We start from the raw sequence: 25,573 nt of genomic DNA, 5'->3' as shown, positions 1-25,573 counted from the left end.
AAATGAAACAATACCGTCATTCTCTTAAGAATTGTGGCATAACTCAAAGTATGTCTCGCAAAGGAAACTGTTATGACAATGCCGTTATTGAAAATTTCTTCGGTATCATGAAATCGGAATTTCTGTATCGAAAAGAATTTGAAAGTATAACACATTTCAAACAAGAGTTAGCAAAGTATATAGAATACTATAATCATAAAAGAATTAAGGCAAAATTAAAGGGTATGAGCCCAGTACAATACCGGGCTCATACCCTAGAGGCTGCCTAATGAAACGACCTGTCTAACTTTCGGGGGGCACTTCAGCAGAAGGTGGCTTGTTTCGGTATTAATTTATTTTAACTATTCACGTCTGAATGGCCTTTTTGGAGCAATTTGCTCTAAATTAGTACCATCTGGATCGGGGAAGTAGGCAACTCCCCTACCAAATCCAGTTTTCTAGCCGTCTTCTTGAAAGATAATTGGTTCGTCATCTGGGTGCTATCCTATGCCCATCAAGCTAACAAAATGGATTGCTTCTGAAACAAAAAATGATTTTTATTACTATAAAAAACGTAAAGTATCTGTTTTTAGAAAAAATTAATTTTTATAAATTGATGGAGATATAACTCAATTCTTTTATATATTTAGTTAAATATGATTGTTAGAATGAACTTAAAGTAATTATGATTTCTAGAAATGCAAACTGATGTTTTGAATTGGTTTAAAGTTGCTGGAACAAAATAAAACCAATTGAGCAAAAAAACTTGCAAAAATAAAAAGAGAGGTGTATATTAATTGATGTATCAATAATTGATATATCAATTAATGTTTTGACAAGAAAGAAAAGGAACATTTTATGAAGGAAATGTTCGTAAATATCAGTGGAGAAGAACGCAAAATACTTATTCATGTTCTATTACAGATGCAAAAAAATGTGGAGAATATTAAAGAATAGAGAGTGTAGGGGGCAGAATAGTGTGGAAATAATCGCAGCTATTTTAGTCGGGATCGTAGCATTAGAACATTTGTTTATCATGATCCTTGAAATGTTTTTTATTGATTCAAAAGTAGCAAAACGTGCTTTCAAATTACCGAAGCCTTTAGAAGGAGATCGAAACGTAGCCATTATGTTTGCAAACCAAGGTTTATATAATGGATTTTTAGCGGCTGGTCTCATTTGGGGACTTGTACTTGGGCTCAATCCAATTGGTTATATGGTCCAATTATTTTTCGTGATTTGTGTGGTGATAGCAGCTATTTTCGGAGGTTTCACATCTAATAAATCAATTATTGTGAAACAAGGACTTCCAGCTGTTTTAGCACTGGTTGCCCTTTTATGTATAATATAGAATCAAATTTTCTCAATAAAAGAAATCATTTTTGAAAAGAATACGCTATTCTTTCTTTAGAATTATAGGAAAGGATGGCGTTTTTTGTATGTTTATTTCTATATGTAGTGAATTATAACTATTCTCTCAAGGGACTCAACTGCTTTTCAGCTTTTGGATATATTTTCATCCATCTTTGTTTCCTCCTATTGTTGGATAGTGTAATAATTGATAAAAATTTTGATGAAATTGGATTATAACGATTGATCAAAAAAGTTAGTGATTAAAAATATTATTCTTTAGTACATACATTTTTAAGATGTTAAATATATTTCATAATAGTCTCTGTAAGATAGGGATAAGTAGAATAGTACTTTTTATAACTTTGAATGTCATTCATAATAGCACCAGTAAGAAGAAAACAAGCTTTACGGTACTACTAGTTACCAAAGATGTTACAGTAGTTTATTTAGAATCAAATTGATTGAAAGGTTGTACTATATGGCCTAATAATTTCGAAAAAATGTCGGTGTGGCATAAAACAATTATGGAGGTTAAAGATATGAGTACTTCAAATTTGAATGAAATAAGTAAACAAATTTTAAAAGAGGAGGAAACACTTCAATTTTCCTCTTTTACAAATGAAGATGCCTTGCAAATAGGTTTATTTATCGTTGAAACAGCGAAGAAAGAGGGGAAATTGATTGCTGTTGATATAACGAAAAATGGTGTGCAATTATTTCATTTCAAGATGACAGGGACAAATGAGGAAAATACGAAATGGATTGAGCGTAAAAAACGAGTCGTTTCCCTACATGATTGTAGCTCGTATTATATGCAGATACAAAGTGAAATAACTGGAATTTCATATAATGAAAAATATCTTTTAGATACTTCGGAATATGCTGCGTTTGGTGGATGCTTTCCTATCAGAATAAAAAACGTAGGGGTTATTGGAATGATAACAGTTTCAGGATTACCACCAGAAGAAGATCATGAATTGGTTATAAGAGCGGTGAAAAATCAGTTGAATCAGTAATGAAAGTATTTTTATACTTTCATATTAGATAATGGAGTATTATAAGCAATTACTAATATGTAAATCCTTATGAGATGTTAATTATTAAATAAGTGACCAGTATGGTTTCTACTACAGTTCGTTAGTAATATTTAGTTAAATTTAAAATGTAAAAAGCCAGGTAATGCATTATTCATGCTACCTGGCTTTTTAACTATCAATTTAAGCTTATTTTCATGTTTGTGTAAATATGAAACAAGCAGGATACATGAATAGAGAATGGGTAAAATAATACCGAATGATGATTAGATTTTATGAATGATGTTATAAGGCTTTTTTTAGGGAAACTGAAGGAAGCAGTGTGTTTAGATTTAGAATGACTGGCAATGGGTGATAGGAAGTTCAATGATTCAAAAATGAACTCATTTAAACGCATATTATCTTTGAGATGTATCCTTTTGAAGAATATTAAAACTTAGGAGGAATGGAATTATGACAAAAGATTTCTATACTGCACTGAAAGAAAGACGTACTTACTATGGAATTAACAAAGAGGTACAAGTATCGGATGAAAAAATTAAAGAAATTGTGGAGTTTGCTGTGAAATATACTCCATCAGCTTTCAATTCTCAAACTGCGCGATTAGTTGTATTATTTGGTGAAGCTCATGATAAATTATGGGATATTACAACTGAAACATTAAGAAAAGTAGTTGGAGATGGAGAATTCTCAGGAACGCAACAAAAAATGGATTCTTTTAAAGCTGGTTATGGAACAGTACTATTCTTTGAAGATGAGGCTATCGTTAAATCGCTTCAAGAAAAATTTGTTGCATATGCTGAAAACTTCCCAATTTGGTCACACCAAGCATCAGGTATGCACCAATTAGTCGTGTGGACAGGTTTAGAAGCAGAGGGATTAGGGGCATCTTTACAACATTATAATCCATTAATTGACGATGAGGTAAAACAAGAATGGAATGTCCCTGCTAATTGGAAACTAATTGCACAAATGCCATTTGGTAATCCAACAGCTGCACCAGGTGAAAAAGAATTCCAACCACTTGAAGAGCGTGTGAAATTTCATAAGTAATATTCGAATGTAATAAAATGGAAATTTAATCAGTGGTGGTCTTACTGTCCGCAAATAGCAGGAGAAGCTAACTGTATTGTAAAAATAAAACTGTTTAGTAATAAAAAAACTTATTCGTTTTTTTATTAATCGAGTATGTATGAATAAAAGATTTTAAAACAATATTTTAATCTGTAAGGTAACAAGGTGATCGTTTTGATCACCTTGCTTTATTTCTTACATTTTATTTATTAAAAAACGCTAGCTTTTCATAAATGCTTGAAAAATTAGCGTTTTAATAATAGGTATCTGTAATTTGACACTTAAAACTATATACGAAAAAGCTTTTATGTTATTCCTCAAGTTCTATCCATTTCTGTGACCATTCTTCTATTCCGCGAATAATAGCTTCTAAAGCAAATCCTTTTTGAGTTAAAGAATATTCTATACGAACTGGTGTCTCAGGAAAGACTTTACGTTCGACAATTCCTTCTAGTTCTAATTCTTTCAATCTTTCTGAAAGTAATCTTCCGCTAACAGGAAGAGAAGATTCAAGCGTACAAAAGCGCTGAGATCCAGAAAAAAGTTGGTAAATAATTAGTGCTGTCCATCGTTGACTAAAAAATTTCATTCCTTTTTCAAAGCGAGGGCATAATGTAGAATCATTCATTTTCCTTCACCTCCTAAAATAAATTATATAACATCTTACTATTAGTAACAAATGTTTTTATAATTAATTACTTGACGTAAATTAATTACGAATGTATACTCACTTACATAAAGTAACTAAGTTGTTTTATGTAACTAAAACTCTTTTCTTTAAATGGCCAAAGTTGTAATGATACATATTGCATATAAGCTGAGAGAAAAAAGAATAGCATCTGTAAAAACACTTACGTTGTGTAAGTTAAACAATAAAAAATATAACAATGGAAGAGAATTTTAGAGATTCTCTATACTAGGAGGTACCTAATGGTTACAACAGATACAATTCATATGTTAGAAGATAAAATTCAATTTATACATCAAGATGGAAAGGATATTTATTTAGTAGGCCCTATGAAATTGCCAATTAATTTATATGGGGAGACTAAAGTTTTTCAATGGTATTCTTGGTTACAATGTAGTGAGGGTACAAATAGTGTAGAAGGGGTTATTGAAAAACTTTCATCTATTAATTTAGCTGATATGCAGCAATCTAGTGTGCTTGTATATGGTGATTTTGAGAATTCTGAAGATGCCCTAATTCGTATGCATAGTATTTGTCACACCGGTGATATCTTTGGTAGTAAACGTTGTGACTGTGGATTCCAATTAAAGCAGTCTTTACAAATGATTACAGAACATGGTTCAGGCGCATTATTTTACTTAGCGAATCATGAAGGAAGAGGAATTGGCTTGTTTAGTAAAGCTATGACGTACCTCTTGCAAGAAAATGGGTTAGATACAGTAGAAGCTAATCTGAACCTAGGTTTTGAAGATGATGTTCGAAACTATGATGATACAATTGAAGTATTAAAAGCGCTACGCTCAAAACCTGTAAAACTTATTACAAATAATCCGAAAAAATTAGAAGCGTTACAAAAAGCTGGATTAAATGTTACGAGTCGTGAACCGTTATGGGGTGATGTCTCAGAGTTTAATGAGAAATATTTGCAAACGAAGATTCAGCGTTCTGGACATTTTGAAGGGGGACACTTACATGCTTGAGCATGAATTGTATATGAAGCTAGCACTAGAAAATGCCAAGGCTATGAAGGGACAAACGACTCCAAATCCATTGGTTGGATCTGTAATTGTAAATGATAACCGAATTGTAGGGGTCGGAGCACATATGAAGGCTGGAGAACCACATGCTGAAATACATGCGATACGTATGGCGGAAGAACAGGCGCGTGGTGGTACAATCTATGTAACTCTTGAACCTTGTTCTCATCATGGAAGAACAGGGCCTTGTGCAGAAGCAATTGTACAAGCAGGAATTAAGAAGGTAGTAGTTGCTACACTTGATCCAAACCCGCTTGTTTCTGGACGTGGAATTAAAATTCTACAAGATGCAGGTATTGAAGTACTTGTAGGAGTGTGTGAAGAAGAATCTAAAAAGATGAATGAAGTCTTTAATAAATATATTTTGACAAAGCGCCCATTTGTAACGATTAAATCAGGAGTTACATTAGATGGGAAAATTGCTACTTCTTTATCGGATAGTAAGTGGATCACATCTACAGAAGCGAGACAGGAAGTACACCAAATACGAAATGAAAATGCAGCCATTTTAGTAGGAGCAAATACTGTACAAGAGGATAATCCATCATTGACAACGCGTATTCCAAATGGGCGAAATCCAATTCGAGTAATATTGGACTCAACATTACGCATACCAATGGAAGCTAACGTTATTACAGATGGAGAAGCTCCTACCTGGATATTTACAACAAGTAATCATGCAGCGGAAAAAAAGAAAGCATTAGAAAATGCAGGAGTCAAAGTATTTGTTACTAGCGGAGAAAAGCATATAAACTTATATGAAATGCTTGATGTTTTAGGGGAAAAAGGAGTTTCCTCCCTGCTTATTGAAGGTGGTGGAGAGGTAAATGCTTCGTTTATTGAAAATAAATTAATAGATAAACTGATTTTATATATTGCACCTAAAATGATTGGGGGTAGAATGGCGCCTAGCTTTGTAGAGGGGGCTGGTATTACTAAAATGCAAGATGCAATTGAATTTAAGGATATATCATTTACCCAGGTTGGAAAAGATTATAGATTTATTGGTTACCCAGAATATCAGAAAGGTGAGAAATAAGGAGAATAAAAACTACTTATATTTTCCGATAAATGGATTGCAGAAAGGAGCGATGAAGAGTGAAGTTTGGATTTGATATCGATGATACGTTAATTGATTTAAGGCAGCATGCTTTTCATTTATATAATAAAAAATTAAACAAAAAAGTAGGATTGGATGTATTTCATTCTTTAAAAACAATTGAAATTCATGAAGCATTTGGCATGACTTCGGAGGAAGGTAGTCATATGTGGAATAGTTTGCTGGATGAGATTTATTATACTTCTTGTTCACCGTTTCCATATGCAGTAGAGACATTGCAAGAATTAGAAAGACAGGGACATGAAATATACTATATAACAGCGCGACCTAAAGAGCATGGAGAGCAAACAAAAAAATGGTTAATAGAAAAAGGTTTTCCGGTACATGAAGATCGCTTTTTCTATGGAATGAAGGATGAAGAAAAAATACACTTCATACAAGAAATAAAATTAAACTATTTCTTTGATGATAAGCCGGCAGTCTTAGAAACGTTAATAGGAAAACCGATAAATGTGTATGCAAAAACTACTTCTTACAATCAACATCTCAATATCCCGCGAATTACAAGTTGGACGGAGTTAGGAAATATTATAAAGAAAGAAATGCGAGGATTTAACTGGAAAATCAAATAGAGCCAAGAGCATATTGAGTGTTACAATTTTAGAGGAAAGACATAGGTGTTATGTCTTTCCTTATTTTTTTAATACTATCGTTTTTATTAGTGTGATGTGCTAGAAGTACTTCTAATAGAGAGGAAATAGAAAAATGAGCAATAAGAAAAATATTTTTAAGCTAGTCTTGTATGGAAGTATAATTTATATATCAATGATAGGTTCCCCTGGTGCCACAATATTTGTGGATATTTTGGATGAGAAGTTCAAGATTTAATGGGGTGTGCTCATAATCATGAATTTTTGGATTCTTATTATAAAATACATTATTTAAACTATATATTAGAATGAAAAATATGAAATTGGAATTATTAAGAAACAGTAAGGTTGGTACAAAACTAAACATATTAATAACGATATCAAGTATTGCATGTATAGTATTATCCCTAATAGGGTTTTGGGGATTAGAAAGAGGGAAAAGTACTTCCTCTAATATGTATGAGGATAATTTACTACCAATTGAGTGGATTGGGATTGTAGAATCTAATTTTTATCACGTTAATATGAACTTTATGGAAATAATGTTATCAAAAGATGAAAAAAGAATGAACGAATTAATAAGAGAAATGGATGGAATTCGTAAAGAAAATGATCATCTTTTAAAGCAGTTTGAGGCTAAACTTATTTCTACTAAAGAAAAAGAATTATATAACACGTTTCATGAAACATTTAATGAATTAAGGACTCAAATGAAGAAAGCACAAGAATTAGGAAAATCTAATAATGAAGAAGCATATGCATATTACCTAAAAGAGATTGAACCTAATATGCAAAAATCAATAAAATCAATTTGTGAATTGATTTTATATAATAGTAATAATGCAGAGCTTTTACAGAAGGAAAATAATAATAGTGCTCAAAATACAATGATAATGTTTGTTAGTATTTCGATTTTAGCAATTTTAATAATTATATTAATTGGATATATTATTAAATTAACTATCCGAAAACCACTTGCATTACTACAAAATGATATGGAGAAAGTAGCAGCTAGACATTTAACAACACGTACTCCTTATAAAGCAAATAATGAATTAGGGCATATTGTTCAGTCTTTTAATAGTATGTTAGATAACCTTCAACAATTAATTGAGAATGTTAAGATGACAACACAAGAGGTTATTTTTCCTACGGAGGGCGTAGTACAAGATACAAATCGAGCGTCTAGTATTTCAAATGAGGTTGTACAGACTGTTCTAGAAGTAAAAACAAAAATAGAAGGACAGGTAACTAGTATTCAGGAGAGCCCATCCTCAATGGAAGAAATTACAACCGGGGTGCAAACTGTAGCTGAATCTTCAGCAGTAGTCGCTGAGGTAGCAGTAACGACTACAGAACGAATAAATATCGGTAGTGAAGTGATAAATCAATCTATTCTTCAAATGAATAGTGTGCATGATGTTGTCGAGGAAACATCAAAAGTAATAAATAAACTTGTTACACGTACACAACAGATTGATACAGCTCTCGCTGCAATTACTAATATTGCCGAACAAACGAACCTTCTTGCCTTAAATGCCGCTATTGAAGTGGCACGTGCTGGAGAGAATGGGAAAGGATTTGCAGTGGTTGCCGCAGAAGTTCGAGACTTGGCTGATCAATCTAAAGAATCTGCAAAAGAAGTTAATCATTTAATAAAATCGATTCAAAAAGATACCCAAGATACAGTTAATGTCATGCAAAAAGGACAACAAAAGGCAGTAGAAGGAAAAGAAGCTGCTTAAGATTACAGGTCAAATTCAAGAAGTATCCGCAGCGACAGAAGAGATGTCTGCTGGTACAGAAGAAGTAAATGCTTCTCTTTCGCTAGTTTCTGAAACTGCTACGGATGTGAAAAAGGAGACTCTTCAAACAGTAAATTCAATTCAATCACAGGCCGTATCAATTGAACAAATATCAATCCAATCCAACAAAATGAAAGAAAAGGTGGAAGAATTAACGGAATTGGTTTCAAAATTTAATATTACAGAACAAAAAGGATGAGTAAATCATAAAAGTTTACGTATGGCTATTAGCCTAAAAATAATTGATTTTTTACGATTAAAAAGATTTTAGTAATTAATTCAATTACAAGTGTAATAACATGTATAAAAAACATGAAGACTTAAGAGTCTTCGTGTTTTTTATTGAATAATGTCTGAAAAAATATTGATAATTATACGATATTTTGGAACTTATCACAAAATATTCATATATGCAAAATTACATACGTTTAATGATTGATAATCACGAGTTAATGTAACTATAATAATTACACTGATAAGTAACTTATTGACGACAGTTATAAGTGAAGAAGGAGGGTTTTATTGTATTTTGTATATAAAAAATAGAGAAGGAGATATGTAAATGAAAAGGTTACTTGTTATAGGCATAATGTATACAATGTTTTTCCTCATAGGAAATATACACTTACATGCTGATGAACGGACAAATGTAAAAGAAATTACTAGTTTAGAAGAGCCTACTTGGATATTTCAGGCGGGCATAAGTAAGGGGAAATATCACGATCGACAAGATTTAGGGCTTATTTTGCAGAGAAATACACCACTAAAGGTAAGACAAACGAATCCTAATTTTAAAGACAAATTAACATTACGTTTATTGTCTAATGACTCAAAAAATGAAAAATCCATACAAGTAGGAAATGAATGGGTTACCATTCAAGGTGATACGCCTTTAGTTCCTTTCATAGATACTCCGTATGGTGAAGAGCATGCTGTACTTGAGTACCAAGTAGGGAATGAAAGTGCTACTAAGCCTCTTCCCATTTATAAACAACAAGAAAGTGTATCTCAATTTTTTAGTACATGGGATCAATTTGATGGAGAGTATGCGTTAATTCAAGGGGAGAGTTTTCAATTATTTGTACCTAAAAAAGATAAAGAGTTAGTAAGATCTTTAAAAGATTTTCAATCGTTGGATGAGTTAATTGCGTATTATGAAGATATTTTTGCGATGTATGATTCAATTATTGGTTTAGATGGTTCAGCGTTTGAAAATAAAAAAAGTCAAAATCGTTATTTTTTAAAAGCAGATATATCTGGTGCTGGCGGTGCTTATTATGGCACAAATTGGACAGCGAATAGTTCAGATAGTACAAAAATGTGGTTAGATAAACTGAGTTGGGGAACTTTACATGAAATCGCTCATGGATACCAAGCTGGTTTTGATAATCAAGGAATATTTACAGGAGAAGTTTCTAATAATCTATTTGGTGTTCAATATCAATATAGTAAATACGGCAAAAAAGCAGATCAAGTTGGTTGGTTGTTTAATTTCGGGAAAAAGGAACAGGTAGAACGGAATTTATATAATGCTTTAATGAAAGAAAATAAAAATTATGATGATTTAGATTTACGACAAAAACTTATTCTTTTAACGATGGCGAAACAAAAAGCTGGCGATGAAGCTTTTGCAAAAATGTATCAAGGTTATCGAAAACTAGCTAGCAATGCTGCTTTCAAAAAAGATGACCATTCTTTACCAGATTTGATGAATGAGTATTATAGTGAGAATGGAGGAGTTGATTTTACACCTGTATTTGAAAGATGGGGCTTTAAGCTTAATCATAAACAAATAGAGATGAATAGGGCGAAAGGTTTTCCGGCTGTTACTTCTTTAGCTTATATAGTGCCTGAATCACAATTAGCTAAAGCAAGAGCACTAGTTGATTCTGAGATTCTTATAAACTCTAACTTTGAAATAGTTACAAATCAGCAAATTGCTTCACTTGGGCTAAAAGGGAATTTGCATATCCATTTAAATACAAATGAAATAGATACATTGAAAGGAGGAAAAATTAAATTAAAAGAAGGGAATATAGTTATTCAAGAGAAAACAATCGAAACAACAGATATCAATTTACAAGATGTACCAAATGGGGTTTATACAGTTGAGATTTCAGGTGGAAAAACAGATGTTATGTATCATTTCAGTTCGTATTATGCCTATGTAAAAGAAAAAGATAATAGTCTAACTATTGATGTTAACGAAATGAAAGTGGGCAAGTTGGTAAATCAAACGATCCAATTCCTAGGGTTAGGAGATGACCAATTTGCTGAATTAAATACGGATTTAGAGCAAAAGCGAGCTGTTTTTACGGTTACTACTAAAACGCCTCATAGCTATTATGCAGGTGAAAAATATGCATCGATAGAGGTCTTTAATGAAAAAGGTGAAAAAATTTATACGAAGGAAATGGAAGGAACAAATGTAATAATTGTAAAAGATATCATTCCACTAAAAGAGGGATATAGAATTAAAATCTATCATGATGAAATAAAAAAACGATTAACTAGTAAAGCTACTATTATTAATCCTATGAATAAAACGAATGAATTTATAATAACAAAATGGGGATTGAAAAATACTTCTTTGCAAAATAATCCAGAAGAAAATCTTATACAAAGAATTGATGAAGAAATGGAAGCGATTATAGGTAATCAGTTTTTAAAAGAGATACCAATGCAAAAATTAGAAATGAAAAAGAATGTGTGGATGGCAATAAATATGTTATCAGAACCACAAAAAATAACGTATATGAATAAATATAAAGATAGCTTATATAATAAGTAATTTTTGAGAAATGAATTGAATCTAAAAAAGTAGCAAACCAATCTATTAACCTATATATGTAGAGGTATGTAAAAACGATTGGCTATAGTTAAAATTTTTTATCTATGCTTAAAATTCTAAAATACATTTTTAAAATTTGATAATACGATTATAAAGGAGTAAAAATATGAATAATTTCGTAAAGGTAGGTTTAACTACAGGAGTGGTGTTATCGGCGATTATGCCTTATGGAGGAGTACATGCGGAAACAGAAGATTTAAAAGTGGAAACAAAGGAAGATACGTTCCGAACAGGTAATTTAACAGCACCTTCTCAAAATTCGGCAGAAAATGTAGCAAAGGATGCGCTAAAAGGAAAAACAGAACAAGCATTATCATCAAAGCAAGTTAATACTGAATCCAAAGTTAATTATAATGTTACGCAAAGTCGTAAATCTTATGATGGTACTACATTGGTACGTCTTCAACAAACATATGAAGGACGTGATGTATACGGATATCAATTAACAGCACATATTAATGATGATGGTGTACTTACGAGTGTTTCGGGGGATAGCGCCCAAGATCTACAACAACAGGAAGATTTGAAACAACCTATTACTCTATCAGAAGAAGATGCAAAGAAACAGCTCTTTAACATTTATGGGAATAATCTCACATTTGTTGAAGAACCAGAAATTAAACAAGTAGTATATGTAGATGAAAATACAAGTAAAGCTACAAACGCATATCAAATTACTTTTAGTGCATCTACACCTGAATATGTATCGGGTACAGTATTAATTGATGCTTTTGGTGGTAATCTATTAAAAGAACTCGTTCAAAAATTGGGTATACAAGTAGATAGTAGTATTGTCCAATCTGCGACAGCAAATAAATCACAAGATCCTTCAAAATTAACAGGTACAGGAAAAGATGACTTAGGTATTAATCGTACGTTTGGAATTACGCAGCGAAGTGATGGAACGTACATGCTTGCAGATTATTCTCGTGGTAAGGGAATTGAAACATACACTGCTAATTATAAAGATTATAATAATTATAGAAGAAATGTATGGGGTTATCTCGATGATTTAGTAACAAGTAATTCTACAAATTTTACTGATCCTAAAGCAGTTAGTGCCCATTATTTAGCAACGAAAGTATATGATTTTTATCAAGAAAAATATGGGCGTAACAGCTTTGATAATAACGGACAAAAAGTAATTTCTGTCGTTCATGGCTGGAATACAAATGGTACGAATAAAGGAAATCCTAAGCAGTGGTTTAATGCATTTAGTAATGGAGCTATGCTAGTATACGGAGATCCAATTGTTAGAGCATTTGATGTGGCAGGACATGAATTTACACACGCGGTTACAAGAAATGAGTCTGGACTTGAGTACGCAGGAGAAGCTGGTGCAATTAATGAGGCTCTATCTGATATTTTAGGAGTAGCAGTTGAAAAGTATGCCAATAACGGAAAGTTCAATTGGACAATGGGAGAACAATCAGGTCGTATTTTTAGAGATATGAAAAACCCATCATCTATCTCTTCTAGATATCCGGAGGACTATAGACATTATAATAACTTACCTATTGATGCTGACCACGATCATGGTGGTGTACACACGAACTCTAGCATTATTAATAAAGTAGCTTACTTGATTGCTAGTGGTGGAAACCATAATGGAGTAAACGTACATGGCATTGGAGAAGATAAAATGTTTGATATTTTCTATTATGCAAATACGGATGAATTAAATATGACTTCTGACTTTAAAGAATTAAAAGAAGCTTGTATTCGTGTAGCAACGAACTTATATGGTAAAGACTCATTAGAAGTACAAGCTGTCCAACAAGCCTTTAAAGCAGCTTATATTTAATAGTATTGTGATGAATTATAAACTCTTTTATTTTAATATAGTGATTATTTTGTATGTATAGACAAAAACCTTGTAGAATTTTTCTGCAAGGTTTTTTTGAATGTTATCCCGCTTTTTGCCGGGCAGTAAGACCCCCGCCTCAAAATTCAGCGAAAGCAAAGAAGTTAGGTGGGAGTTGGGCTGCTTGTAAAAGCCAGATTGGTAAGGGCTAATTAAAGTTTCACTTTATTCGGAGCGACAGAGGATTTAGCGAAACGCAAAATTTACCATGCTTTATACAAACTAATTAGTAATCAACATATACCGCAATCTATTTCAATTATCGGTATTGGTAGAGGGGGAATGTCAGATGTGGAATTTCAAACAAAGGTAGAACAATCCATTGCTACATTTTCTAGAAGATCTACTGATGACGAATCAGGAGTAGAAGGATTTATTAGCACATTTCGTTATTGTCAATTAAATACAGCGAATGTAGAGGACTATCAAGATTTGTTGAGTCTTGTAAAGAGGCGTGAAACAGAATTAAATATTCCTGAAAACCGTATGTTTTACCTATCTGTTATACCAGAAGTATTTGATGTCATTGCTTTAAATATTAAGGAAAGTGGATTGTGGGCTACAAAAGGATTAAATCGTCTTATTATAGAGAAGCCTTTTGATTATAATGTAACGTCTGCTCGTGAGTTTAATGGAAAATTAATTGAATGTTTTGATTAAACTGATATTTATCGTATCGATCATTATCTTTGAAAATGAATGGTAACTAGGAATACAATTAGAAAAGTATTACGAAATAAATCGTATGTAATTCAAGACATTTTTATTGACGATAATAATTTATGTGGTTAATATATTAGACATAAGATTATCTAATTACTAAAAGTAATTAGATATAAAATATTCCGTTAAATTCTATAAATAAGTAGTTGTGGTAGAAATGCTTTGAATTGCCACTATTAATATTGGGGACAATTAAAAAGCGAAAGGTATAAAAAGAATTGGAATTTGATAACTCTTTGTTTTTATAAAACATGAGCTTCTGTACAATTCATTTTTAAAATATTGACAAGGATTATACAACAAGAGGGGGACTGAAATTGGAATCAATGACCTTTGTTTTATTTGGAGCGACAGGGGACTTAGCGAAACGCAAAATTTACCCCGCACTATATAACTTATATAGAGATCAAAAGCTTCCAAAGCAAATATCCGTTATCGGGCTTGGGAGACGTCAAGTATCTCATGTAGATTTTCAAGAAAGAATAAAAGAATCAATAGAGACGTTTTCCCGTCATAGAGAAGAAGGTACTCCAGAACTGGAAGGTTTTTTAGATAATTTTCGCTATTGTCCATTAGATGTGAGTAAGCCGGAAGACTATGAGAGGTTATTACAAGTCGTTCGTGAAAGGGAAGAAGAATTACATATAAAAGGAAATAGAATGTTTTATCTTTCCGTTGCTCCTGAATTTTTCGAGACCATTGCTTTAAATATTAAGGAAAGCGGACTTGATAAAACGGATGGATGGAAACGTCTGATGATTGAGAAACCATTCGGGCACGACCTTACATCTGCTCGTGAGCTTAACGATAAGCTTAGTCGCACGTTTGAAGAAGACGAGATATACCGTATCGATCATTATTTAGGTAAACCGATGATTCAAAATCTTGAAGCATTAGAATTTGCAAATCCTGTTCTCCAATCAATTTGGAATAAAGAACATATAGCGAATGTACAAATCACAGCGAGTGAAACAGTTGGGGTTGAAGAAAGGGCAGGATATTATGACCAGGCAGGGGCCATTCGAGATATGGTTCAAAATCATATGTTACAAATATTAATGATGACTGCTATGAATCTGCCGGAAAAGGTTAATGCATGTGAAATTCGAGAGGAAAAGCGAAAGGTAATGGAAACGCTTCGTAAAGTGAAAAAAGAAGACGTTCAAAGCCATATCATTCGCGGACAATACGCTGCAGGTGAGATAAAAGGCGGGCAAGTTGTAGCATACAAAGAGGAGCCAGGAGTAAATCCTTCTTCTAACATAGACACATTTGTTGCTGCTCGCCTGTGGATCGATAATCCATTTTGGACTGGCGTTCCCTTCTATATACGAACAGGCAAACGAATGAAAGAAAAGTCTACTCGTATTGTAATTGAATTTAAAAATACGTTAAAACAGCAATATCAAGATAGTAATCCAAATGCAGCACCTAACTTGTTAATAATTGAAATTAGTCCAGGTGAGAACGTTTCATTACAGTTAAACAGTAAAAATCCATTGAAAAATGGAGAAATTGAACCGATGCGTATTAACTTTACTTGTGAGCAAGCGGATGTGGGAGTACCTGAAGCGTATGAAAGACTCATTCATGATGCTGTGAGTGGAGACGCTACATTCTTTGCACATTGGAGAGAAGTTGAATTGTCATGGGAATGGGTACAACCAATTCTTGAAGCGTTCGAGGAAAACTTATTACCGCTTCATGAATATGAGTCTGGTTCATATGGTCCAGAAGCGTCGAATGAACTGTTACAAGAAAGTGGATTTAAATGGTGGTTAGATCAAGAGACGGAAAAATAAGCACTTTCTTTAATGAAAGCATTTAGGGGGACGATTACTATGACACAAAACATAAATCAATTAGCAGTGAATACACTTCGTACGTTATCGATTGATGCTATTAATGCGGCAAACTCAGGTCATCCAGGTCTTCCGATGGGAGCAGCACCAATGGCTTATGCATTATGGGCGAATCATTTAAATTACAATCCTAATCACCCAGAATGGTTTAACCGTGATCGTTTCGTTTTATCGGCGGGACATGGATCTAGTCTGTTATATAGTCTACTTCATTTAGCTGGATATGATGTTTCAATTGATGACTTGAAAAACTTCAGAAAGTTAAATAGTAAAACACCTGGACATCCTGAGTTTGGTCATACTCCTGGAGTTGAAGCGACTACAGGCCCGTTAGGACAAGGGATTGCTAATGCTGTCGGAATGGCAATGGCAGAAGTTCATTTAGCAGCAAAGTTTAATAAGGGTGGTCACTCTATTATAGATCACAATACGTATGCTTTAGTCGGAGATGGTGACTTAATGGAGGGTGTCGCTTATGAAGCGATGTCAATGGCAGGACATATGAAACTTGGCAAGTTAATTGTACTGTATGATTCAAATGAAATTTCACTTGATGGTGAATTAGGCATTGCTTTCTCTGAAGATATTCAGAAAAGGGTAGAATCTGTACATTGGCAATATGTAAGAGTTGAAGATGGAAACGATGTCGATGCTATTACAAAAGCTATTACATTAGCGAAAGAAAATACGGATCAACCTACTCTTATAGAAATTAGAACCATTATAGGTTATGGAAGTCCAAAAGTTGCTGGAACGAACAAAGCACATGGTAATCCGCTTGGAGTAGAAGAGGCAACAGCGACAAAACAAGTGTATGGTTGGGGTTATAAGGAAGATTTCTTTGTACCTGAAGAAGTAAAGGCTCATTTTAATGCACTAAAACAAAAAGGTATTGAAAAAGACAATGACTGGAATGAGCAGTTCAACTTATACAGAGAAGCGAATCCTACACTGGCAGATGAATTAGAAAAAGCGATTACAGGTGAGGTTTTAATTGAAGCGAAAGACATTCTATCCTTTGATACTGAAAAAACAATTTCTACTCGTGTTGCAAGTGGGGAAGCTATTAATCATTATGTGAAATCGATTCCTTCTATTTTCGGTGGAAGTGCGGATCTTTCTCATTCTACGATGACAGATATAAAAGGTGAAGCAGTATATGCAGTAGAATCGTATGCTGGACGAAATATATATTTCGGTGTACGTGAACATGCAATGGGCGCTGCAGCGAATGGATTGGCGCTTCATGGAGGAGTAAAACCTTTCGTAAGTACATTCTTTGTATTTAATGATTATCTTCGTCCGTCCATTCGACTGGCTGCACTGCAAAAGTTACCTGTTACTTACGTATTTACACATGATTCGATTGCTGTAGGAGAAGATGGTCCAACGCATGAACCAATTGAACAATTGGCAGCTCTTCGAGCAATTCCTGGTCTAACAGTTATCCGTCCGTCAGATGCAAATGAAACAGCAAGTGCTTGGGCGTATGCTTTACAGCAAACGGATGGTCCAGTCGTTTTAGTACTGAGCCGTCAAAATTTACCGGTGTTTAATGAAACGAAAGCGAACATAGAGAATCTCTCTAAAGGAGCTTACGTATTAACACAAACGAATGAAAATCCGGATGTAATTTTAATTGCGACAGGTTCTGAAGTATCCTTAGCTGCTAGTGCGAAAGCAAAATTAGAAGAAGATCAAGTTTCTGTTCGCATCGTTGCAATGCCGAGCTGGGAGCTATTCGATCACCAACCGAACGAATATAAAGAATCCGTTCTTCCGTCTTCTATAACGAAACGAGTATCTCTTGAGATGGGTGTATCTCTTGGTTGGGAACGTTATGTAGGACAAGAAGGAAAAGTACTATCAATTGAAACATTTGGAGCTTCAGGTACTGGAGCTGAAGTCATGAATCTATTTGGATTTACGCCAGAAAATGTTGTTCAAATTACAAAAAATGTGTTGAATTCTTAAGCTATGATTGTGAATACCTTTCTGTACATACTAACATTTCAGTGCTGAAAGGCATTCCAGATTGTAGTGATATGGATTTTTAATAAAAGATGATTTGAGGAGGAATTATATTATGCAAGTAGGATTAATTGGGTTAGGTAAAATGGGGTTAAATTTAGGGAAAAATTTAATGGATCATAAACATGAAGTAGTAGCATTTGATTTAAATACGAGCGCAGTAGAAGAAATGAAAGAGTACGGGGCAACAGGTACATCTAGTTTAAGTGAACTTGTTCAGTCATTACAATCACCAAGAATTCTTTGGGTAATGGTACCACACGCTGTTGTTGATTCTGTTATTGATGAGGTTACACCACTTTTATCAAAAGGAGATATTTTAATTGAAGCTGGTAATTCACATTATAAAGAGTCTATCCGCCGATATGAGCAATTAAAGAAAGATGGCATTCACTTTATGGATGCAGGAACTTCTGGTGGAATGGAAGGAGCTCGTAATGGTGCTTGTTACATGATCGGAGGAGATCAAGAAGCTTGGGACATCGTTGAACCTATCTTCCGCGATACTGCTGTAGAAAATGGATTCTTATATGCTGGAAAAGCTGGTAGTGGTCACTTCTTAAAAATGGTTCATAACGGAATTGAATACGGTATGATGGCTGCTATTGGTGAAGGATTTGAGATTCTAGAGAAAAGTGAATTTGACTACGATTATGAAAAAGTATCAAGAGTATGGAACAACGGTTCAGTCATTCGTTCTTGGTTAATGGAATTAACAGAAAATGCATTTTCTAAAGATGCAAAACTGGATGAGATTAAGGGTGTTATGCATTCTTCTGGTGAAGGAAAATGGACAGTAGAAACAGCATTAGACCTTCAAACAGCAACTCCTGTTATCGCAATGTCTCTATTAATGCGCTACCGCTCATTAGACAATGATACATTTACAGGAAAAGTTGTAGCAGCTCTGCGCAATGAATTTGGCGGACATGCAGTAGAAAAGAAATAAAGTGAAACTTTAATAAGTAGGGGCTTCATTCCACACCAATCGGGCTTTTACGGGATAAGCATATTAAACATGTAACTCATCAACGTTTAAAAACTGGAGGGAATTAATCATGAAATTTTTTATTGATACTGCAAATCTTGAGGATATAAAAAAAGCATATAAACTTGGAGTTTTAGCTGGTGTTACAACGAATCCTTCTTTAGTAGCAAAAGAGGGCATTAAATTTGAAGACCGTATTGCAGAAATTTGTCAGGCAGTTCCTAAAGTTGAATCTGTTTCGGCAGAAGTAACGCCAGATGCTGTTACAGCTGAAGAGATGATCGCCCAAGCAGAAGAACTGATTAAAATTAACGGTGGCGATGAAAAAGTTACAGTTAAACTTCCGATGACGTTAGCTGGATTAGAAGCTTGTCGCTACCTTACTGAAAAAGGTGTGAAAACGAATGTTACACTTATTTTCACGGTGAACCAAGCACTTTTAGCTGCTCGAGCAGGTGCAACGTACGTTTCTCCATTTTTAGGACGCTTAGATGATATTTCTGAAGATGGCGTATTATTAGTTGCTAAAATTGCTGAATTATTCGATGTTCATCAACTAGATACACAAATTATTGCGGCTTCTGTTAGACATCCAGATCATGTAACTCGTGTAGCGATGGCAGGTGCTCACATTGCAACAATTCCTTATAAAGTAATTGAACAACTTGCTATGCACCCATTAACAGACCAAGGTATTGAGAAATTTGCTGCTGATTGGGCGAAAGCGCCTAAATTATAATGTATGAAAGCGAAGGTGCTTTCCGAAAATTGTTTTTCATGAGAGGACAAATCTTAAGTAACTTCATCGTTTAAACTGGATCCTGAGTTTGTAGTCTTACTACGTGAAAACAGCAAGAGAAGAAAGTGTCATTCACTTTTGAAGAAGGAAAATATGCTCGTATGAAGCATGTATAAAATAACATTATAATTATGAAAGAGAAATCCCCTTATCAGAGAGAGTAGTTAACATGTATCTCTGATAAGGGAGATTCTTTTTGTATAAATTATTATTTTGTGAAGATGATTTGTATATCGATATATAAATTCTTACTCATGAAAGAACTATATAGGTGCTCTTAATTGTATAGTAATTTTGAAAGGGTTTACATAAAGGGGTGAAATTGCGTATGAATATGTACCTTTTAATTATTACATTATTATCAATTGTAATTGTTATTTTAGGGGTATCGTGGTGGAGATGGCATGCGTTTATTAGTTTAACGATTGCAAGTTTGTTTTTAGCAATTATGTCTGGAATGCCAATGGATAAAATAGTGAGTGCTTATGAAATGGGAGTCGGAAGTGTTCTCGGGCATTTAGTAGGTATTTTAGTATTGGGTACAATTTTAGGGAAAATGATGGCAGAGTCAGGTGCTGGAATGCAAGTGGCAGAGTTCTTTATTAAATCCTTTGGGATAAAAAACTTACCATGGGCTATGTTAATTGCAGGTTTTATTATTGGAATCCCGGTGTTTTTTGAAGTAGGCATTTTAATATTACTGCCGTTAGTAATTTCAATTCATAAAACAACGAAACAAAATATTTTATTGATAGCATTACCAGCAATTGCTGGGCTATCTGTCGTACACGGTCTTGTTCCTCCGCATCCAGGGGCCATAGTTGCAATTGGTATTTATAAAGCGAATCTTGGAAAGGTACTAATGTATTCACTCATTATTACATTTTTTGCAGCGATTATTGCAGGTCCTATATTCGCTAAGTGGATTCACAAACGTGTAATTCCTGAAAATGAGCCAGAATTGATTCGTGTAAATACAAAATCAACGAAATTACCAGGAATAGGAGTTTCATTTTTAGTTATATTGTTACCTGTTATGTTAATGGTTTTAGCTGCAGCAGCTCCTTATGTGCCTCTTTCTAATACTTTGATGAAGATTGTCACATTAATCGGTAGTCCTATAATTGCACTATTGATTGCATGTTTTGCGGCGTTCTATTTTCTTGGATTTCGTCAAGGTATCGATAAAAAAGCTATTAAGAAGATAACAGAAGATAGCTTATTACCAATCGGTTCAATTGTTGCGATTATTGGTGCCGGCGGGGGATTTAAGCAAATTCTCATCGATAGTGGGGTAGGGAATGCTATTGCTCAAATGTCTGAGCATTTAGCTCTATCTCCAATTGTATTAGCATTTATAGTAGCTGGGTTAATTCGAATTGCGACAGGTTCAGCGACAGTCGCTTTAACAACAGCAGCGGGTATCGTTTCGCCAATCGTTGAAAATACGACAGGTGTGAACTTAGAGTTACTCGTTATTGCAACAGGTGCAGGAGCATTAATGTTTTCACACGTAAACGATGCTGGTTTTTGGATGGTAAAAGAATACCTAGGTTTAACAGTGAAAGAAACATTTAAAACATGGACAGTATTAGAAACGTTACTTTCATTTATCGCTTTTGGAGGCGTTTTACTACTCGATATGTTTGTTTAAGATAAAGATGTTTCTATTTAGATAATTGTGGCATACAACGTTATTAATAGATAAAAGGAATGTATTTTTATGGTGGGATACTGTAGCAATTTTTTGTTAGGAGGAAGAAATGGTGAGCTCAAAATATATGATTGGTGTAGACATTGGGACAACTAGTACAAAATCAGTTCTATTTTCTACTGATGGATCTGTTATTGCTAGTCATGGAATTGAATATCCTTTATATTCTCCTACACCTGAAACAGCAGAACAAGACCCAGAAGAAATTTTTCGTGCAGTAATAAATACGATTAAAGAAACTGTACGAATAAGTAGTGTACAGCCGAATGATATTCTTTGTGTCTCTTTTAGTTCGGCAATGCATAGTATCATTGCTGTAGATGAAAAGGGAAAGCCGTTAACGAGATGTATCACTTGGGCAGATAATAGAAGTGCAAACTGGGCAGAGAAAATAAAGAATGATATGAATGGTCATGAAATTTACCTTCGTACTGGGACACCAATTCATCCGATGTCACCACTTTCGAAATTAGTTTGGCTACAGAATGAGCAGGCAGAGTTATTCGCAAAAAGTTATAAATTCATTTCTATTAAAGAATATGTTTTTTACAAGTTATATAAAGAGTATGTAGTTGATTATTCTATAGCATCAGCGACAGGAATGTTCAATTTAAAATCTTTAAAGTGGGATGAAGAGGCTTTACATGTAGCAGGAATTACAGATGAAAAGCTTTCAAAGCTTGTTCCAACAACGCACAGTTTAACAGGATTAGATGAAGAGTTTGCCAAAGAGATGAATGTACTTGTTTCTACGCCTTTTGTAGTAGGAGCGAGTGATGGAGTACTATCTAATTTAGGTGTAAATGCAATAGATCCTGGCGTTGTGGCTGTTACAATTGGTACAAGCGGTGCGATACGTGCTGTAACAAATCGTCCTGTAACAGATCCAAAAGGTAGAATTTTTTGTTATGCATTAACTGAAGACCATTGGGTAATCGGTGGACCAGTTAATAACGGCGGTATGATTTTCAGGTGGGCTCGTGACCAATTGGGCACTTCAGAGATTGAACTTGCAAAGCGCTTAGGAAAAGATCCATATGAGGTGCTTACTGAAATAGCAGCAAAAGTGAATCCGGGATCTGACGGTTTATTATTTCACCCGTATTTAGCGGGGGAAAGAGCTCCTTTATGGAATGCAAATGCGCGAGGATCTTTCTTTGGACTCGGATTGCATCATAAGAAAGAACATCTGATACGTGCTGTTTTAGAAGGAGTAATTTATAACTTATATACAGTTCTTCTCGCTTTAAAAGAACTCATTGGCGAACCGAAAAAAATTCAAGCGACAGGCGGTTTTGCAAGGTCGGAACTTTGGAGACAGATGATGGCGGATATTTTCCATCAAGACGTATATGTTCCTGAAAGTTTCGAAAGCTCTTGCTTAGGAGCTGCCATCCTCGGTTTATATAGTTTAGGTGAAGTAGATACGTTACATGTAGTTTCTGAAATGGTAGGTGCAGATTTTCATCATGAGCCAAACATGGAAAGTGTGGAAAAATATAAAGATTTAACGCCAATCTATATCCGTTTGTCCCGTCAATTGGAAGAAGAATATGAAAGTATAGCAGCGTATCAAAAAAAGTGGGTTTAAAAGCTATTTACCAAGAAAATATGGTAACGTATAAAGAGGTACTCCGATTTTTTAGGATACTCTTTCAACATAAAATATTTTAAGAAGTATGATGAATGAAAAATATAGGGAGAGAGGGTTATGAAAATGAAGGATAACAAAGAGTTTATCGGATATGTTGGAACATACACGAAAGAAAATAGTGAAGGAATATATAAGTTTATTTTAGACACGGAAGCAAAAAAAATTGGTAATGTAACACTTGCCGCTAAGTTGGATAACCCTACATATGTAACGATTAACCGAAATAATGAATATCTCTATTCCGTTGTTAAGGAAGGCGAATCTGGCGGTGTAGCTGCTTATTCCATTGATAGTCATACTGGAGAACTAAAAGCGAAAAATAGACAAGTAGTAGAAGGGGCTTCTCCTTGTCATATTAGTGTTGATAGTGGAAATCATACAGTAGTTACAGCAAATTACCATAAAGGAACGATTGAGTCTTTTGAAGTAAATGAAGAAAATGGAACTGTAAATCCTGCTTCATCTATTATGGCGCATGAAGGTTCAGGTCCGAATAAAGAACGACAAGAAAAACCACATGCACATTACGCGGGGTACACTCCTGATGAAAAATATGTGATAGGTGTTGATTTAGGGATAGATAAATTAATTACGTATGAAATAAAAGATAGTACATTAATAGAAGTGAATAGCCTGTCTGTGAATCCGGGAAGTGGACCAAGACACATTGCTTTTTATCCAAATGGAAAATACGCTTATGTAATGACGGAGCTTAGTTCAGAGGTTATTGCGCTAACATATAACTCGGAAGAAGGATCTTTTACAGAATTACAGTATATTTCTACTCTTCCAGAACAATTTGATGAAAATAGTCAAGGAAGTGCGATTCATATTTCTTCTGACGGCCGTTTTGTATATGCAGGTAATCGTGGTCATAATAGTATCGCTGTTTATAGCGTAGATCAAAATTCAGGTCAGCTTACATTTGTTGAACACACATCTACAGAAGGAAATTGGCCAAGAGACTTTGTATTAGATCCTACTGAAAAGTTCCTTGTTGCTACAAATGAAAAGTCACATAATCTTGTGCTATTTTCAAGAGATGAATCTACAGGAAAGTTAACACTTTTACAATCTGATGTTGCTGTGCCAGAGCCTGTTTGTGTGAAGTTTTTAAATGTTTAAGTTGTGTTCGATATAATTTCATATACTCAGAAAACAATAAAAAGCAAAGCGATATCGCTTTGCTTTTTATTGTTTCTTTTTCGGCCTACGTACTAATTCGCCGCCGCAGTTTGGACAAACGTTTTGTCTTTCTTCTGTACATGGTGCGCAAAATGTACATTCATATACACAAATGTATGCTTCAGAATCTTGTTCGAGCGATTGATCACAAATTTGACAGTTTGTTTTCATTTCTAGTGCCATAATAAGTCTCCTTTTAGTTAGAAAATTTATAATTTAATTATAATTCATTGAATAGAAATAGTCCTTTTCAATTGAAAGGAAATCGAATGATAAAGTTATGAATTGAAACGAAAGATGCCGGTTTATTTTAAAATTGATTATTTATTACAGTTGGAATATTATGAAATAGTCAAAAGACAACAGGGGGTATAGATTTTGACTAATCATAATGATCATTTAAAAGCAAACTGCGAAAAATGCTTCGGTCTATGTTGCGTTGCATTACCGTTCGCAGCATCGGTAGATTTTGCAGTGAATAAAGATGGTGGTAAACCATGTTCCAACTTACAATCAGATTTTAAATGTAGTATACATAAAAATCTTAGAGGAAAAGGTTATAAAGGTTGTACAGTATTTGAGTGTTTCGGTGCTGGGCAGAAGATTTCTCAGGGTACGTTTAAAGGGATTGATTGGAGGAAAGATGCAAAGCATGCAAGAAAAATGTACGATGCTTTTCCGGTTATGCATCAACTTCATGAAATGCTTTGGTATTTGAATGAAGCGATTCTTTTAAAGGCAACACAGCCAATTCATAAAGAGCTGGAGACCGCAATTGAGGAGACAGAGCGACTTTCGAATTTAAATCCAGGTGAGTTAATGAAAATAAATGTTCCAATGCATAGGGCAGAGGTGAACATTCTTCTTTTAGAAACGAGCGAATTAGTATGGAAGGAAATGAATACTGCGCGTAAGAAACGAATCATTCACCGCGGAGCAGACCTTATGGGAGCGAATCTGAAAAAGAAAGATTTACAAGGTGCAAATTTAAGAGGAGCTTACTTAATTGCGGCAAACTTAAATGGAGCAGACTTACGAGGGGCAGATCTCATTGGAGCAGATTTACGAGATGCAGATATTCGCGGAGCAGACTTTACAAATTGTATTTTTCTTACGCAAGTTCAAATTAATGCGGCGAAAGGGGATAAGCATACGAAATTGCCGAAATTGTTGTCCCGTCCATCGCATTGGAGTGCGTAAAGAGTGAGGAGTGTTTAGTGTG

Annotated in this window: 21 protein-coding genes and 2 pseudogenes; 20 read left to right on the top strand and 3 right to left on the bottom strand. The window is 34.2% G+C overall.

Features of this window, described 5'->3' with window-relative positions:
* The coding region (locus BAQ53_RS15850; protein WP_208905809.1) for an IS3 family transposase at positions 1 to 269 on the top strand (269 nt) is incomplete at its 5' end.
* Positions 270 to 341: 72 nt separating this feature from the next.
* On the opposite strand, the pseudogene BAQ53_RS26655 reads toward BAQ53_RS15850, so the two are convergent.
* Positions 342 to 476 (bottom strand): annotated as a pseudogene (locus BAQ53_RS26655) (VOC family protein); the annotation flags it as partial.
* Positions 477 to 958: 482 nt separating this feature from the next.
* Here BAQ53_RS26655 and BAQ53_RS15840 point away from each other — a divergent pair.
* From BAQ53_RS15840 to BAQ53_RS15830, 3 genes are all read left to right on the top strand, one after another.
* A complete protein-coding gene (locus tag BAQ53_RS15840; protein WP_208905807.1) occupies positions 959 to 1,330 on the top strand; it encodes a DUF1304 domain-containing protein in 372 nt (123 codons plus the stop codon).
* Between the two features lie 502 nt (positions 1,331 to 1,832).
* On the top strand, positions 1,833 to 2,348 hold the full coding sequence (locus tag BAQ53_RS15835) for a heme-degrading domain-containing protein (RefSeq protein WP_208906957.1): 516 nt from the start codon (positions 1,833 to 1,835) through the stop codon (positions 2,346 to 2,348).
* 471 nt (positions 2,349 to 2,819) lie between these two features.
* Positions 2,820 to 3,419 (top strand): nitroreductase family protein, encoded by a 600-nt coding sequence (locus tag BAQ53_RS15830; RefSeq protein ID WP_000158943.1) that lies wholly within the window; start codon positions 2,820 to 2,822, stop codon positions 3,417 to 3,419.
* A 331-nt stretch (positions 3,420 to 3,750) separates the two neighbouring features.
* On the opposite strand, the gene BAQ53_RS15825 is transcribed toward BAQ53_RS15830, so the two are convergent.
* Entirely contained in the window at positions 3,751 to 4,068 is a 318-nt protein-coding gene (locus tag BAQ53_RS15825) for a winged helix-turn-helix transcriptional regulator (RefSeq protein WP_208905805.1), read from the bottom strand.
* Between the two features lie 302 nt (positions 4,069 to 4,370).
* On the opposite strand from BAQ53_RS15825, the gene BAQ53_RS15820 reads away from it, so the two are divergent.
* From BAQ53_RS15820 to BAQ53_RS15755, 15 genes and pseudogenes are all read left to right on the top strand, one after another.
* Positions 4,371 to 5,108, top strand: a complete 738-nt coding sequence (locus BAQ53_RS15820; RefSeq protein WP_208905802.1) for a GTP cyclohydrolase II — start codon at positions 4,371 to 4,373, stop codon at positions 5,106 to 5,108.
* Entirely contained in the window at positions 5,101 to 6,204 is a 1,104-nt protein-coding gene (ribD, locus tag BAQ53_RS15815; protein ID WP_046945744.1) for a bifunctional diaminohydroxyphosphoribosylaminopyrimidine deaminase/5-amino-6-(5-phosphoribosylamino)uracil reductase RibD, read from the top strand. The genes BAQ53_RS15820 and ribD overlap by 8 nt, the downstream gene beginning before the upstream one ends.
* A gap of 59 nt (positions 6,205 to 6,263) precedes the next feature.
* Positions 6,264 to 6,857: a 5' nucleotidase, NT5C type gene (locus BAQ53_RS15810; protein ID WP_151522588.1), complete on the top strand. Its 594-nt coding sequence runs from the start codon at positions 6,264 to 6,266 to the stop codon at positions 6,855 to 6,857.
* A gap of 326 nt (positions 6,858 to 7,183) precedes the next feature.
* Positions 7,184 to 8,620, top strand: a complete 1,437-nt coding sequence (locus tag BAQ53_RS15805) for a methyl-accepting chemotaxis protein (protein WP_481747208.1) — start codon at positions 7,184 to 7,186, stop codon at positions 8,618 to 8,620.
* Between the two features lie 43 nt (positions 8,621 to 8,663).
* Complete coding sequence (locus tag BAQ53_RS26650) at positions 8,664 to 8,879, top strand: hypothetical protein (protein ID WP_002164104.1); 216 nt, start codon at positions 8,664 to 8,666, stop codon at positions 8,877 to 8,879.
* A gap of 363 nt (positions 8,880 to 9,242) precedes the next feature.
* On the top strand, positions 9,243 to 11,471 hold the full coding sequence (locus tag BAQ53_RS15800) for a putative mucin/carbohydrate-binding domain-containing protein (protein WP_046945746.1): 2,229 nt from the start codon (positions 9,243 to 9,245) through the stop codon (positions 11,469 to 11,471).
* A 166-nt stretch (positions 11,472 to 11,637) separates the two neighbouring features.
* The gene (locus tag BAQ53_RS15795) at positions 11,638 to 13,335 is read left to right on the top strand and encodes a M4 family metallopeptidase (RefSeq protein WP_001058950.1); all 1,698 of its coding nucleotides are present in this window, start codon (positions 11,638 to 11,640) and stop codon (positions 13,333 to 13,335) included.
* Positions 13,336 to 13,572: 237 nt separating this feature from the next.
* Positions 13,573 to 14,055, top strand: a pseudogene (locus BAQ53_RS15790) (glucose-6-phosphate dehydrogenase); the annotation flags it as partial.
* A 380-nt stretch (positions 14,056 to 14,435) separates the two neighbouring features.
* Complete coding sequence (gene zwf, locus BAQ53_RS15785; protein ID WP_208905800.1) at positions 14,436 to 15,920, top strand: glucose-6-phosphate dehydrogenase; 1,485 nt, start codon at positions 14,436 to 14,438, stop codon at positions 15,918 to 15,920.
* 39 nt (positions 15,921 to 15,959) lie between these two features.
* Entirely contained in the window at positions 15,960 to 17,954 is a 1,995-nt protein-coding gene (gene tkt, locus BAQ53_RS15780) for a transketolase (RefSeq protein ID WP_208905798.1), read from the top strand.
* Between the two features lie 112 nt (positions 17,955 to 18,066).
* A complete protein-coding gene (gene gnd, locus BAQ53_RS15775; RefSeq protein ID WP_001195925.1) occupies positions 18,067 to 18,960 on the top strand; it encodes a phosphogluconate dehydrogenase (NAD(+)-dependent, decarboxylating) in 894 nt (297 codons plus the stop codon).
* 109 nt (positions 18,961 to 19,069) lie between these two features.
* Positions 19,070 to 19,738, top strand: coding sequence for a fructose-6-phosphate aldolase (fsa, locus tag BAQ53_RS15770; protein WP_000667679.1), 669 nt, complete (start codon positions 19,070 to 19,072; stop codon positions 19,736 to 19,738).
* A gap of 388 nt (positions 19,739 to 20,126) precedes the next feature.
* Complete coding sequence (gene gntP, locus BAQ53_RS15765; protein ID WP_001057596.1) at positions 20,127 to 21,452, top strand: gluconate permease GntP; 1,326 nt, start codon at positions 20,127 to 20,129, stop codon at positions 21,450 to 21,452.
* 109 nt (positions 21,453 to 21,561) lie between these two features.
* A complete protein-coding gene (gene gntK, locus BAQ53_RS15760) occupies positions 21,562 to 23,103 on the top strand; it encodes a gluconokinase (protein ID WP_002181319.1) in 1,542 nt (513 codons plus the stop codon).
* A 120-nt stretch (positions 23,104 to 23,223) separates the two neighbouring features.
* Positions 23,224 to 24,291, top strand: a complete 1,068-nt coding sequence (locus tag BAQ53_RS15755) for a lactonase family protein (RefSeq protein WP_208905796.1) — start codon at positions 23,224 to 23,226, stop codon at positions 24,289 to 24,291.
* A 66-nt stretch (positions 24,292 to 24,357) separates the two neighbouring features.
* Here the strand turns inward: BAQ53_RS15755 and BAQ53_RS15750 are convergent, their stop codons facing one another.
* The gene (locus BAQ53_RS15750) at positions 24,358 to 24,534 is read right to left on the bottom strand and encodes a DUF1272 domain-containing protein (RefSeq protein WP_001162791.1); all 177 of its coding nucleotides are present in this window, start codon (positions 24,532 to 24,534) and stop codon (positions 24,358 to 24,360) included.
* 195 nt (positions 24,535 to 24,729) lie between these two features.
* Between BAQ53_RS15750 and BAQ53_RS15745 the strand changes: the two genes are divergently transcribed.
* Positions 24,730 to 25,551 (top strand): pentapeptide repeat-containing protein, encoded by an 822-nt coding sequence (locus tag BAQ53_RS15745; RefSeq protein ID WP_000181433.1) that lies wholly within the window; start codon positions 24,730 to 24,732, stop codon positions 25,549 to 25,551.
* The last annotated feature ends 22 nt before the right edge of the window (positions 25,552 to 25,573 follow it).

The organism is Bacillus sp. B25(2016b) (assembly GCF_001679765.1).
Classification (GTDB): domain Bacteria; phylum Bacillota; class Bacilli; order Bacillales; family Bacillaceae_G; genus Bacillus_A; species Bacillus_A thuringiensis_K.
The sequence above is the reverse complement of the archived record's forward strand: the minus strand, read 5'-3'. Positions and strand labels throughout refer to the sequence as shown.

Bases quoted from the DNA above. Each gene is read 5' to 3' on its own strand.
- gntK (WP_002181319.1), top strand. From the start codon at position 21,562: ATGGTGAGCTCAAAATATATGATTGGTGTAGACATTGGGACAACTAGT.
- BAQ53_RS15820 (WP_208905802.1), top strand. From the start codon at position 4,371: ATGGTTACAACAGATACAATTCATATGTTAGAAGATAAAATTCAATTT.
- BAQ53_RS15795 (WP_001058950.1), top strand. From the start codon at position 11,638: ATGAATAATTTCGTAAAGGTAGGTTTAACTACAGGAGTGGTGTTATCG.
- tkt (WP_208905798.1), top strand. From the start codon at position 15,960: ATGACACAAAACATAAATCAATTAGCAGTGAATACACTTCGTACGTTA.
- gnd (WP_001195925.1), top strand. From the start codon at position 18,067: ATGCAAGTAGGATTAATTGGGTTAGGTAAAATGGGGTTAAATTTAGGG.
- BAQ53_RS15800 (WP_046945746.1), top strand. From the start codon at position 9,243: ATGAAAAGGTTACTTGTTATAGGCATAATGTATACAATGTTTTTCCTC.
- BAQ53_RS15825 (WP_208905805.1), bottom strand. From the start codon at position 4,068: ATGAATGATTCTACATTATGCCCTCGCTTTGAAAAAGGAATGAAATTT.
- BAQ53_RS15830 (WP_000158943.1), top strand. From the start codon at position 2,820: ATGACAAAAGATTTCTATACTGCACTGAAAGAAAGACGTACTTACTAT.
- ribD (WP_046945744.1), top strand. From the start codon at position 5,101: ATGCTTGAGCATGAATTGTATATGAAGCTAGCACTAGAAAATGCCAAG.
- BAQ53_RS26650 (WP_002164104.1), top strand. From the start codon at position 8,664: ATGTCTGCTGGTACAGAAGAAGTAAATGCTTCTCTTTCGCTAGTTTCT.
- BAQ53_RS15835 (WP_208906957.1), top strand. From the start codon at position 1,833: ATGTCGGTGTGGCATAAAACAATTATGGAGGTTAAAGATATGAGTACT.
- BAQ53_RS15750 (WP_001162791.1), bottom strand. From the start codon at position 24,534: ATGGCACTAGAAATGAAAACAAACTGTCAAATTTGTGATCAATCGCTC.
- gntP (WP_001057596.1), top strand. From the start codon at position 20,127: ATGAATATGTACCTTTTAATTATTACATTATTATCAATTGTAATTGTT.
- BAQ53_RS15805 (WP_481747208.1), top strand. From the start codon at position 7,184: ATGAAAAATATGAAATTGGAATTATTAAGAAACAGTAAGGTTGGTACA.
- BAQ53_RS15755 (WP_208905796.1), top strand. From the start codon at position 23,224: ATGAAAATGAAGGATAACAAAGAGTTTATCGGATATGTTGGAACATAC.
- fsa (WP_000667679.1), top strand. From the start codon at position 19,070: ATGAAATTTTTTATTGATACTGCAAATCTTGAGGATATAAAAAAAGCA.